The sequence below is a fragment of the Streptomyces actinomycinicus genome (assembly GCF_016741775.1).
In the GTDB taxonomy this organism is placed as follows: domain Bacteria; phylum Actinomycetota; class Actinomycetes; order Streptomycetales; family Streptomycetaceae; genus Streptomyces; species Streptomyces actinomycinicus.
On the sequence record NZ_JAERRK010000022.1, the window covers coordinates 63,583 to 75,679 of the forward strand.

Sequence of the window (12,097 nt, forward strand, 5' to 3'; positions counted from 1 at the left end):
GAATCGACGGCCCGGCGCTCGCCGGGTCCTGACGGTCCGAGACCGTACTGTCGGCCCTGCCGGGCCCCGCTTCAGCGGGCGCGGCGGGGCCGACGCATGTCCGGGCCGTGAACGCCGGCCCCCGCCTGGGTGATTCACCGCATTCCGGCCGTCCGGTGCCGTCCGGCATACCGGTGATGTGGGGCTCAGCACAGTCGGGCGTCCCAGGTCAAAGGCAAGTTGACGGCCGTTCCGGGGGCGTGGTGGACTGCCCAGGCCATGTACGGCGGCAGAAGAGGAAGCCGGTGCGAATCCGGCGCGGTCCCGCCACTGTCACCGGGGAAGAATCCCCGGGAGCCAGGAACTCTCGCCGCCGGATCTCGTCGTACCAGGGCGCGGACACCCTGAGTGAGGACACGTATCGCCATGCTCGGCTGCCGTTCGAGGACCAGTACCAGGCCCGCCCCTGTGCCCACGGCCGGCTGAGCCGATGGGTGCCGATCGCACGTACGCGTACGGCGCCGCCGCCGGCCTCCTCGGTGACCTGCTCCTCGGTGATCCCCACCGGGGGCATCCGGTCGCCGTGTTCGGCCGCGCGGCCGGGGCCGTGGAACGCGCTCTGTGGCACGACCACCGCGGCTGGGGCGCCGTGCACACCGTCGTGTGCGCCGGCGGCGCGGTCGCTCTGGGCGCAGTGGCCGCACGCACCGTACGCCCCTCCCGGACCGCTTCCGTCGCGTTGACCGCCGCCGCCACCTGGGCCGTCGTCGGCGGTACCTCGCTCGCCCGGGAGGCCCGCGCCGTCGGGCGCGCCCTGGCGGCCGGGGACATCGAGGCCGCCCGGGCCCGGCTGCCGCATCTGTGCGGGCGGGACCCACAGGCGCTGGACGCCGACGGGATCGCGCGCGCGGTGGTCGAGTCGGTCGCCGAGAACACCTCCGACGCCGTGGTGGGCGCGCTGGTGTGGGGTGCGGTCGCCGGGGTCCCGGGGCTCGTCGGGTTCCGGGCGGTCAACACGCTCGACGCGATGGTGGGTCACAGGTCGCCCCGCTTCCGGCGCTACGGCTGGGCCTCCGCGCGCCTCGACGACCTCGCCGGCTGGCCGGGGGCCCGGCTGACCGCCGTGCTCGCCGCCGCGGCCGGACCCGACCCCCGGGGCGCCCTGCGCGCCTGGAAGGCCGACGCGCGCCGGCACCCCAGCCCCAACGCCGGGCCCGTGGAGGCCTCTTTCGCGGGTGCCCTCGGCGTCCGGCTCGGCGGGACGCTCTCCTACGGCGGCCGGGTCGAACACCGGCCCGTACTCAACGGCGGTGCCGGACGGCCGGTCCGGGTCACCGACATCGACCGTGCCGTGCGGCTGTCGCGCCGCGTCGGCCTGCTCGCGCTCGGCGCCACGCTCGCCGTGCGCAGCCTCCTGAAGGGACGTGGGAAGTGAGCGGGGGTCTCCTCGTCGCCGGCACCACCTCCGACGCCGGCAAGAGCGTCGTGACGGCCGGCATCTGCCGCTGGCTGGTCCGCCAGGGCGTGAAGGTCGCGCCGTTCAAGGCGCAGAACATGTCCCTGAACTCGTTCGTCACCCGGGAGGGCGCGGAGATCGGGCGGGCGCAGGCCATGCAGGCCCAGGCGTGCCGGATCGAGCCGACCGCGCTGATGAACCCGGTGCTGCTCAAGCCGGGCGGCGAGCAGAGCAGCCAGGTGGTGCTGCTGGGCAAGCCGGTCGGCGAGCTGAGCGCGCGCGGGTACCACGGCGGGCGCCAGCAGCGGCTGCTCGGCACGGTCCTGGACTGCCTGGCCGAGTTGCGGGGCACGTATGACGCGGTGATCTGTGAGGGGGCGGGGAGTCCGGCCGAGATCAACCTGCGGCGGACCGACATCGTCAACATGGGCATCGCGCGGGGTGCGCGGCTGCCCGTGCTCGTGGTGGGCGACATCGACCGCGGGGGCGTCTTCGCCTCCTTCTTCGGGACGGTGGCCCTGCTCTCGCGGGAGGACCAGGAACTGGTCGCCGGCTTCCTGGTGAACAAGTTCCGCGGGGACGTCTCCCTGCTGGAGCCGGGCCTGGACATGCTGCACGGGCTGACGGGGCGGCACACGTACGGAGTGCTCCCCTTCCGGCACGGGCTGGGGATCGACGAGGAGGACGGACTGCGCGTCTCGCTGCGCGGCACGGTCCGCGAGTCCACCGTGGCGCCCCCGGTCGGCGAGGACGTGCTGCGGGTGGCCGTGTGCGCGGTCCCGCTCATGTCCAACTTCACGGACGTGGACGCGCTGGCCGCCGAACCGGGGGTCGTGGTGCGGTTCGTGGACCGCCCCGAGGAGCTGGCGGACGCCGACCTCGTGGTGGTCCCGGGCACGCGCGGGACCGTGCGGGCGCTCCAGTGGCTGCGGGAGCGCGGACTCGCGCAGGCCCTCGTCAGGAGGGCCGCCGAAGGACGTCCGGTCCTCGGCATCTGCGGCGGCTTCCAGATCCTCGGCGAGCACATCGAGGACGAGGTCGAGTCCCGCGCCGGCGCGGTCGACGGGCTCGGAGTGCTGCCCGTGCGGGTGCGGTTCGCCCGCGCGAAGACCCTCACCCGGCCGAGCGGGGAAGCCCTCGGCGAGCCGGTCGAGGGGTACGAGATCCACCACGGGGTGGCCACCGTCGCCGGGGGCGAGACCTTCCTGGACGGCTGCCGGGTCGGTCAGACCTGGGGCACCCACTGGCACGGCTCGCTGGAGTCGGACGGTTTCCGGCGGGCCTTCCTGCGCGAGGTGGCCGCCGCCGCGGGCCGCCGCTTCGTGCCCGCCCCGGACACCTCGTTCGCCGCGCTGCGCGAGGAGCAGCTCGACCGGCTCGGCGACCTGATCGAACAGCACGCGGACACGGACGCGCTCTGGCGGCTCATCGAGTCGGGCGCGCCGCAAGGACTGCCTTTCATTCCACCGGGAGCGCCCGCATGAGCACAGTGTTGTTGTTGTCGACCGCCGACACGGATCTGCTGGCGGCCCGGGCCTCCGGCGCCGGCTACCGCATCGGCAACCCCACGCGCGTGGACGCCGCCGGGCAGCTGCCGGGACTGATCGAGGGCGCGGACATCGCCGTCGTACGGCTGCTGGGCGGCAAGCGCGCGTGGGAGGAGGGGCTGGCCGCGCTGAAGGCGTCCGGCGTCCCGACCGTGCTGCTGGGCGGCGAGGCCGTGCCGGACGCCGAGCTCATGGCCGAGTCGTCCGTGCCGGCCGGTGTGGTCGCGGAGGCACTGAAGTACCTGGTCGAGGGCGGGCCCGAGAATCTGCTGGAACTGTCCCGGTTCCTTTCGGACACCGTGCTGCTGACCGGTGAGGGTTTCGAAGAGCCGCGGAAGATGCCGGAGTTCGGCGTGCACGGCGCCTACGAGGTCCGGGAGGGCCGGCCGACCGTGGGCGTGCTCTTCTACCGGGCCCACGAACTGAGCGGTAACACCGCCTTCGTGGACACCCTGTGCGAGGCGATCGAGGCTCAGGGTGCCAACGCCCTTCCCGTGTACTGCGGTTCGCTGCGCGGCGCGGACGCCGGGCTGTACGAGCTGCTGGGGCGGGCCGACGCGCTGGTGGCCACCGTGCTCGCGGCCGGCGGCACGCACGCGTCGCAGGCCTCGGCCGGCGGCGACGAGGAGTCCTGGGACATCGGCGCGCTCGCCGAGCTGAACATCCCGGTGCTGCAGGGCCTCTGCCTCACCTCCTCGCGGGCAGCGTGGGACGAGTCGGACGCGGCGCTGTCCCCGATGGACGCGGCGATGCAGGTCGCGATCCCGGAGTTCGACGGCCGGCTGGTCACCGTCCCGTTCTCCTTCAAGGAGCAGGGTCCCGACGACGTGCCGGTGTACACCGCCGACCCCGAGCGGGCCGCGCGGGTCGCCGGGATCGCCGTCCGGCACGCCCGCCTGAAGCACAAGCCGAACGCCGAGAAGAAGATCGCGCTCGTCTTCACCGCGTACCCGACCAAGCACTCCCGGGTCGGCAACGCGGTCGGCCTGGACACGCCCGCGTCGGCGGTACGGGTGCTGGACGCGCTCCGGGACTCCGGGTACGGGCTCACCGAATACCCCGCCGGCGGGGACGAGTTGATCCACCGGCTGATCGAGGCCGGCGGCCACGACGTGGAGTGGCTGACCGAGCAGCAGCTGGCCGCCGCGCCCGCGCGGGTGCCGCTGGCCGACTACCGGGCCTGGTTCGAGCAGCTGGACCCGGAGCTGCAGGACGCGATGACCGAGGCGTGGGGCGAGCCGCCGGGCAGCCTGTACGTCGACGGCGAGGACATCGTGCTCGCCTCGCTGCAGTTCGGCAACGTGGTCGTGATGATCCAGCCGCCGCGCGGCTTCGGCGAGAACCCGATCGCGATCTACCACGATCCCGACATGCCGCCGTCCCACCACTACATGGCGGCCTACCGCTGGCTGGACAACAGCTTCGGCGCGGACGCGATCGTGCACATGGGCAAGCACGGCACGATGGAGTGGCTGCCGGGCAAGGGGCTCGGCCTGAGCGCCGGCTGCGCCCCGGACGCCGTGCTCGGCGATCTGCCGCTGATCTACCCGTTCATCGTCAACGACCCCGGCGAGGGCACCCAGGCCAAGCGGCGCGGGCACGCCACGGTCGTGGACCACCTGGTCCCGCCGATGGCACGCGCCGACACCTACGGCGACCTCGCCAAGCTGGAGCAGCTGCTGGACGAGTACGCGCTCGTCTCCGACCTGGACCCGGCGAAGGCCCCGGCCGTCCGCGCCCAGATCTGGACCCTGGTCAAGGCGGCCGAGCTGCACCACGACCTGCACGTGGACGAGCAGCCGGACGACGACGCGTTCGACGAGTTCGTCATGCACATCGACGGCTATCTGTGCGAGATCAAGGACGTGCAGATCCGCGACGGCCTGCACATCCTGGGCGGCGGGCCGGTCGCCGAGCCGCGCGTGAACCTCGTGCTGGCCGTGCTGCGCGCCTCGCAGGTGTGGGGCGGCCGGGCGAACGCGCTGCCCGGTCTGCGGGCCTGTCTGGCGGCTCACTTCGGGCTGGACGAGAAGGAGCTGCTGGCCGAGCCCGGCGCCCCGGTGAAGGTGCCGGTGGAGCTGACGGACCTGGTCGAAGGGCCGTCCCGTACCGGCGCCGACGCGATCGACCTGCTGGAGCAGCTGTGCCGGCGGACCGCGGAGGCCATGGAGGCGCGGGAGTGGGACCGTGCGGTCGTCCCCGCGGTGCTGCGGGGCGTGCTCGGCACCGAACTCCCGGAGGCCGTCGCCGTGCTGGAGTTCGCGTGCGACGAGGTCGTACCGCGGCTGGCGCGGACGACCGACGAGATCGGGCACATCCTGCGGGCGCTGGACGGCGGTTACGTGCCGGCGGGACCGTCGGGCTCCCCGACCCGCGGTCTGGTGAACGTGCTGCCGACCGGCCGGAACTTCTACTCCGTCGACCCCAAGGCCATCCCGTCCCGGCTGAGCTGGGAGGTCGGTCAGTCCCTCGCGGACTCGCTGGTCGCCCGCTACCTCCAGGACACCGGTGAGTACCCGAAGTCGGTCGGACTGACGGTCTGGGGCACCTCCGCGATGCGCACCCAGGGCGACGACATCGCCGAGATCCTGGCGCTGCTGGGCTGCCGTCCGGTGTGGGACGAGGCCTCGCGCCGGGTGACCGGGTTCGCGGTGATCCCGCTGGCGGAGCTGGGCCGGCCGCGCATCGACGTCACGGTCCGCATCTCCGGCTTCTTCCGGGACGCCTTCCCGCACGTGGTCGGGCTGATCGACGACGCGGTACGGGCGGTGGCGGAGCTGGACGAGCCCGCCGACCGCAACTTCGTCAAGGCGCACGCCGACGAGGACACCGCCGGGCACGGCGACCGGCGCCGCGCCACGGCCCGCATCTTCGGCTCCAAGCCGGGCGCCTACGGTGCCGGCCTGCTGCCGCTGATCGACGCCCGCAACTGGCGCTCCGACGCCGACCTGGCCGAGGTGTACGCGGTGTGGGGCGGCTACGCCTACGGGCGCGGGCTCGACGGACGGGCCGCGCGCGGGGACATGGAGACCGCGTTCAGGCGGATCGCGGTCGCCGCGAAGAACGTCGACACGCGCGAGCACGACCTGGTCGACGCCGACGACTACTTCCAGTACCACGGCGGCATGGTCGCCATGGTCCGCCACCTGACCGGCGCCAACCCCGAGGCGTACGTCGGCGACAGCGCCGTACCGGACCAGGTGCGGACCCGCACGCTCGGCGAGGAGACCCACCGGGTTTTCCGGGCGCGTGTGGTCAACCCGCGCTGGATGGCGGCCATGCGCCGGCACGGCTACAAGGGCGCCTTCGAGATGGCCGCGACCGTGGACTACCTCTTCGGGTACGACGCCACGGCCGGTGTGGTCGACGACTGGATGTACGAGAAGCTCAGCGCCGAGTACGTCTTCGACCCGGAGAACCGGGACTTCATGAAGAAGTCCAATCCGTGGGCCCTGCGGGGTATCACCGAGCGGCTGCTCGAGGCGGCGGACCGCGGTCTGTGGGCGGAGCCGGACGCGGACACGCTGGAGCGGCTGCGCGCCACGTACCTGGAGCTTGAAGGCGACTTGGAGGGCGACCAGTGACCACCCCGTTCCCCTTTACGGCCGTCGTCGGCCAGGACGACCTGCGGCTCGCGCTGCTGCTGAACGCCGTGTCGCCGGCGGTGGGCGGCGTGCTGGTGCGCGGCGAGAAGGGCACCGCGAAGTCCACGGCGGTGCGGGCCCTGTCGGCGCTGCTGCCGGAGGTGGCCGTGGTGCCCGGGTGCCGTTTCTCGTGCGATCCGGCCTCCCCCGACCCCTCGTGCCCGGACGGGCCGCACGAAGCCGGCGGCGGCACCGGGCGGCCCGCGCGGATGGTGGAGCTGCCCGTCGGCGCCTCCGAGGACCGGCTGGTCGGCGCCCTCGACATCGAGCGGGCCCTCGCCGAGGGCGTGAAGGCGTTCGAGCCGGGCCTGCTGGCCGACGCGCACCGCGGGATCCTGTACGTCGACGAGGTCAACCTCCTCCACGACCACCTGGTCGACCTGCTGCTGGACGCGGCGGCGATGGGTGCCTCGTACGTGGAGCGCGAGGGCGTGTCCGTGCGGCACGCGGCCCGGTTCCTGCTCGTCGGCACCATGAACCCCGAGGAGGGCGAGCTGCGGCCGCAGCTGCTGGACCGGTTCGGGCTCACCGTGGAGGTCGCGGCCTCGCGGGAGCCGGACCAGCGGGTGGAGGTCGTCCGGCGCCGGCTGGCGTACGACGACGATCCCGCCGCCTTCGCCGCCCGCTGGGCCGGCGAGGAGGCCGCCGTACGGGAGCGGATCGTGGCGGCGCGGGCGCTGCTGCCGCAGGTGCGGCTGGGCGACGGGGCGCTGCGGCAGATCGCGGCGACCTGCGCGGCCTTCGAGGTGGACGGCATGCGCGCCGACATCGTCATGGCGCGGACCGCCACCGCGCTGGCCGCGTGGGCCGGGCGGACCGATGTGCTCGCGGAGGACGTACGACAGGCCGCGCTGCTGGCGCTGCCGCACCGGCGCCGGCGCAACCCGTTCGACGCGCCGGGCCTGGACGAGGACAAGCTGGACGAGACGCTGGAGCAGTACTCGGGGGACGACGGCGACAGCGACGACGACCCGGATCCGGACGGGCCCGGTGGCGGCGGCGGGCAGCCGGCGCCCGACAGCGGTCCGCAGGGCGACGGCGGGAGCACCGCGCAGCCCGAGGCCGGCGAGGACGGGCAGCCGCAGGCGGCCGGCTCCGGGGAGCAGTCGGCCGTACGGGCCGCGGAACCCTTCCGGGCCAAGGTGCTGAGCGTGCCCGGGATCGGTGAGGGGGCCGCCGGGCGGCGCTCGCGGGCGCGGACCGAGCACGGCCGCACCACCGGGGCGCGCCGGCCCCGCGGTGCGCTGACCAAGCTGCATCTGGCGGCGACCGTGCAGGCCGCTGCCCCGCACCAGCGGGCGCGGGGCCGCTCCGGGCCGGGGCTGGTGGTCCGCCGGGACGATCTGCGGCAGGCGACCCGCGAGGGACGTGAGGGCAACCTCGTGCTGTTCGTGGTGGACGCCTCCGGGTCGATGGCGGCGCGGCAGCGGATGAGCGCCGTCAAAGGGGCGGTCATGTCGCTGCTCCTGGACGCCTACCAGCGGCGGGACAAGGTGGGTCTGGTGACCTTCCGGGGCTCCGCCGCGGACGTGGCCCTGCCGCCGACGTCCTCCGTCGACGCCGCGGCCGCGCGGCTGGAGTCGCTGCCGACGGGTGGCCGTACGCCGCTCGCGGCCGGGCTGCTGAAGGCGCACGAGGTGCTGCGCGTGGAGCGGCTGCGGGATCCGGCGCGACGGGCGCTGGTCGTGGTGGTGACGGACGGACGGGCCACCGGTGGCCCGGAGCCGGTCGCGCTCGCGGGCCGGGCGGCCCGGCTGTTCGCGGCCGAGCGGACCGCCTCGGTGGTCGTGGACTGCGAGTCGGGTCCGGTGCGGCTGGGGCTCGCCGGGCAGCTCGCGGTGGAGCTGGGCGGTACGGGAGTGACGCTGGACGAGCTGCGGGCCGACTCGATCGCCGGGCTGGTCAGGGATGTGCAGGGGACGCAGAGGACACCGAGGAGGGCCGCGTAGTGCCGCAGGGACAGCCGAGTGTCGTACCGGACGACGGCCTGACGACCCGTCAGCGCCGGAACCGTCCGCTGGTCGTCGTGCACACCGGCGTCGGGAAGGGCAAGTCCACCGCCGCGTTCGGGCTCGCGCTGCGCGCCTGGAACCAGGGGTGGCCCATCGGGGTGTTCCAGTTCGTCAAGTCGGCGAAGTGGAAGGTCGGTGAGGAGAACGCGCTGCGGGTGCTGGGCGCCTCCGGCGAGGGCGGCACCGTCGACTGGCACAAGATGGGCGAGGGCTGGTCCTGGGTGCAGCGCGATGCCCAGATGGACAACGAGGAGAAGGCGCGCGAGGGCTGGGAGCAGGTCAAGCGGGACCTGGCCGCCGAGACGTACCGGCTGTACGTGCTGGACGAGTTCGCGTACCCGATGCACTGGGGCTGGGTGGACACGGACGAGGTCGTGGAGGTGCTGCGGGACCGGCCCGGTACCCAGCACGTGGTGATCACCGGCCGTAACGCGCCGGAGAAGCTGGTCGGGTTCGCGGATCTCGTGACCGACATGTCCAAGGTCAAGCACCCGATGGACGCGGGGCAGAAGGGCCAGAAGGGCATCGAGTGGTGACGTCCGTTCCCCGGCTGGTCATTGCGGCGCCGTCGTCCGGCAGCGGCAAGACCACCGTCGCCACGGGGCTGATGGCCGCGTTCGCCGCGCGGGGGCTCGCCGTGTCCCCGCACAAGGTCGGGCCGGACTACATCGACCCCGGGTACCACGCGCTCGCGACCGGGCGGGTGGGGCGCAACCTGGACGCGTACCTGTGCGGGCCGGAGCTGGTCGCTCCGCTGTTCCTGCACGGGGCGCGCGGGTGTGACCTCGCCGTCGTCGAGGGCGTGATGGGGCTGTACGACGGGGCCGCGGGCGAGGGGGAACTCGCGTCCACGGCGCACGTCGCCAAGCTGTTGCGGGCGCCGGTCGTGCTCGTCGTGGACGCGTCCTCGCAGTCGCGGTCGGTGGCGGCGCTGGTGCACGGGTTCGCCTCCTGGGACCCGGAGGTGCGGGTCGGTGGCGTGATCCTGAACAAGGTGGCGTCCGACCGGCACGAGGAGTTGCTGCGGGAGGCGCTGGACGCCTCCGGGGTGCCGGTACTGGGAGTGCTGCGGAGGGTGCCTCAGGTGGACACGCCTTCCCGGCACCTGGGGCTGGTGCCGGTCGCCGAGCGGCGCGCTGCGGCGGTCGGTGCCGTCGAGGCGATGGCTGCGCAGGTCGCCGCCGGGTGTGACCTGGGCGCGCTGGAGGCGCTCGCCCGTGGTGCCGGTGCACTCCCAGGGGGCTCCGCCCCCTGGACCCCCGCCTCGCCCACCCACCACCCGACTCGGTCGGCCGAGAAGTGGACCGCCGATCCGGCTCGGTCGGCTGAAATGCGGGACGAGCAGCCGGCTCGGTCGGCCGAGGAGTGGACCGCCGGTCCGCCCGTCGTGGCCGTTGCCGGGGGGCCCGCGTTCAGCTTCTCCTACGCCGAGCACACCGAGCTGCTCGCAGCCGCCGGCGCCGACGTGGTCACGTTCGATCCGCTCAGGGACGAACGGCTCCCCGAGGGCACCGCGGGTCTGGTCGTCGGCGGCGGGTTCCCCGAGGTGTACGCCGCCGAGCTGTCCGCCAACGAGCCGCTGCGCAAGGCCGTCACCGAGCTGGCCCTGAGCGGCGCCCCGGTGGCGGCGGAATGCGCCGGGCTGCTCTATCTCTGCCGTGAGCTGGACGGGCAGCCCATGTGCGGCGTGCTGGACGCCACCGCGCGGATGACCGAGCGGCTGACTCTCGGCTACCGGGACGCCGTGGCCGTCGGCGACAGCGTGCTGGCGGCGGCCGGGACACGGATGCGGGGGCACGAGTTCCACCGCACCGTCGTCGAGCCGGGCGCCGGTGCCGCTCCCGCCTGGGGCGTGCGGTCCCCGGTCCGGCGGGTCGAAGGTTTCGTACAGCAGGGCGTGCACGCGAGTTATCTGCACACGCACTGGGCCTCCCGGCCCGGTGTCGCCCGTCGGTTCGTGGAGAGGTGCCGGACGTCATGAGCAGCAGGCTGGTCGGGGTCGGGGTCGGTCCCGGTGATCCGGAGCTGGTGACCGTCAAGGGGGTCAACGCGCTGCGGGCCGCCGATGTCGTCGTCGTACCCGTCATGGACACCGGCGAGCAGGGGCGGGCCGAGGCGACCGTGCTCCACTACGTGCCCGCGGAGAAGGTCGTCCGGGTGGTGTTCGCGCTGAACGAGCGGACCGACCGGGCGCGGCGGGAGGCGGCCTGGGACGCGGCCGGGGCCAGGGTCGCCGAGCTGCTCGGCCGGCACGGGTCCGTCGCGTTCGCCACCATCGGGGACCCGAACGTGTACTCGACGTTCACGTATCTCGCGCAGACCATCGCCGAGCTGGTGCCGGGTGTCGTCGTGGAGACCGTCCCGGGGATCACCGCCATGCAGGATCTCGCGGCCCGGTCCGGGGCCGTGCTGACGGAGGGCACCGAGCCCCTCACCCTGGTGCCGGTCACCGCCGGGTCCGCCGTGCTGAGGGAGGCGCTGGCCGGGCCGGGGACGGTCGTGGCCTACAAGTTCGGGCGGCAGGCCGCCGAGGTCGCCGAGGCACTGGCGCGGACCGGACGGCTCGGGGACGCCGTGTGGGGATCGGCGCTGGGGCTGCCGGAGGAGTCGGTGCGGCCGGCCGCCGAGCTGGACGGGTCGCCGCTGCCGTACCTGTCGACGCTGATCGCGCCCCCGCGGCGGGACGGCGGCCGGGGCGGGAAGCTGTGAGACCGTCCGTGCGGTCAGCCGGTGATGCCGACCACCAGCCAGATGAACGCGGCCCCCGCCACCGTGCACAGCAGGGTGGAGCGGGCCGGGTGCTCGTGGTGGGCCTCGGGCAGGATCTCGGCGGCGGCGAGATAGAGCAGTACGCCGCCGAAGAGGCCGAGATAGCTGCCGAGCACCGGTTCGGGGATGCGGAAGAAGGCCGTGGACAGGGCGCCGAGCAAGGGCGCACAGGCGTCGGCGACCAGCATGCCGATGGCGCGGCGGCGCGCGTTGCCGTACAGGCTGGTGATGGTGAAGGTGTTGAAGCCGTCGGCGAAGTCGTGGGCGATCACGGCGAGCGCGACGGCGGCGGCCATGCCGCCGCCGACCTGGAAGGCGGCGCCGATGGCCACGCCGTCCATGGCGCTGTGGCCCACCATCGCGGCGGCTGCCGCCAGGCCCACCTCGGGCGCCCGGTGGTCGTGGCCCTCGGCACCGCCGTGCGCGGCCTGGCGGGCGGCCAGCGTGCGCTCCACCAGATGGGCCACCAGGAACCCGGCCACGAACAGCAGCAGCGCGGCGGGTACGCCGTAGATCTCGTGGCCGGCCGCGTGCAGCGCCTCCGGCAGCAGGTCGAGGCCGACCACGCCCAGCATCAGCCCGCCGGCCAGACCCAGGACGAGATGGCGGCGGTCGGTCACGCGCTGTGCCGTCCAGCCGCCGGCCAGCGTCATCAGGAACGCGCCGAGCGCGACGAGGACCGCCATAGGC

At 74.1% G+C, this 12,097-nt stretch carries 8 protein-coding genes and 1 riboswitch; of the genes, 7 read left to right on the forward strand and 1 reads right to left on the reverse strand.

Going from position 1 to position 12,097, the window contains the following annotated elements:
• Positions 1–226 precede the first annotated feature (226 nt).
• Positions 227–368: riboswitch (cobalamin riboswitch) on the forward strand.
• 101 nt (positions 369–469) lie between these two features.
• Genes JK359_RS31195 through cobI form a run of 7 tightly spaced genes read left to right on the forward strand, consistent with a single transcriptional unit; the run spans position 470 to position 11,347 of the window.
• Entirely contained in the window at positions 470–1,414 is a 945-nt protein-coding gene (locus tag JK359_RS31195; protein WP_201842708.1) for a cobalamin biosynthesis protein, read from the forward strand.
• Entirely contained in the window at positions 1,411–2,919 is a 1,509-nt protein-coding gene (locus tag JK359_RS31200; RefSeq protein ID WP_201842710.1) for a cobyric acid synthase, read from the forward strand. The genes JK359_RS31195 and JK359_RS31200 overlap by 4 nt, the downstream gene beginning before the upstream one ends.
• Complete coding sequence (cobN, locus tag JK359_RS31205; RefSeq protein WP_201842712.1) at positions 2,916–6,566, forward strand: cobaltochelatase subunit CobN; 3,651 nt, start codon at positions 2,916–2,918, stop codon at positions 6,564–6,566. The genes JK359_RS31200 and cobN overlap by 4 nt, the downstream gene beginning before the upstream one ends.
• Positions 6,563–8,575, forward strand: a complete 2,013-nt coding sequence (locus JK359_RS31210; protein ID WP_201842713.1) for a putative cobaltochelatase — start codon at positions 6,563–6,565, stop codon at positions 8,573–8,575. Before cobN ends, JK359_RS31210 begins: the two co-directional genes overlap by 4 nt.
• Positions 8,575–9,174: a cob(I)yrinic acid a,c-diamide adenosyltransferase gene (cobO, locus tag JK359_RS31215; protein WP_201842715.1), complete on the forward strand. Its 600-nt coding sequence runs from the start codon at positions 8,575–8,577 to the stop codon at positions 9,172–9,174. The genes JK359_RS31210 and cobO overlap by 1 nt, the downstream gene beginning before the upstream one ends.
• The gene (locus JK359_RS31220; protein WP_201842717.1) at positions 9,168–10,619 is read left to right on the forward strand and encodes a cobyrinic acid a,c-diamide synthase CobB; all 1,452 of its coding nucleotides are present in this window, start codon (positions 9,168–9,170) and stop codon (positions 10,617–10,619) included. Before cobO ends, JK359_RS31220 begins: the two co-directional genes overlap by 7 nt.
• The gene (gene cobI / locus JK359_RS31225) at positions 10,616–11,347 is read left to right on the forward strand and encodes a precorrin-2 C(20)-methyltransferase (protein WP_201842719.1); all 732 of its coding nucleotides are present in this window, start codon (positions 10,616–10,618) and stop codon (positions 11,345–11,347) included. Before JK359_RS31220 ends, cobI begins: the two co-directional genes overlap by 4 nt.
• A gap of 14 nt (positions 11,348–11,361) precedes the next feature.
• On the opposite strand, the gene JK359_RS31230 is transcribed toward cobI, so the two are convergent.
• Positions 11,362–12,093 (reverse strand): ZIP family metal transporter, encoded by a 732-nt coding sequence (locus tag JK359_RS31230; protein ID WP_201842721.1) that lies wholly within the window; start codon positions 12,091–12,093, stop codon positions 11,362–11,364.
• Positions 12,094–12,097: the final 4 nt, after the last annotated feature.

Excerpts from the sequence above, each read along its gene's own strand:
- JK359_RS31230 (WP_201842721.1), bottom strand. The coding sequence starts at position 12,093 with ATGGCGGTCCTCGTCGCGCTCGGCGCGTTCCTGATGACGCTGGCCGGC.
- cobI (WP_201842719.1), top strand. The coding sequence starts at position 10,616 with ATGAGCAGCAGGCTGGTCGGGGTCGGGGTCGGTCCCGGTGATCCGGAG.
- JK359_RS31195 (WP_201842708.1), top strand. The coding sequence starts at position 470 with ATGGGTGCCGATCGCACGTACGCGTACGGCGCCGCCGCCGGCCTCCTC.
- cobN (WP_201842712.1), top strand. The coding sequence starts at position 2,916 with ATGAGCACAGTGTTGTTGTTGTCGACCGCCGACACGGATCTGCTGGCG.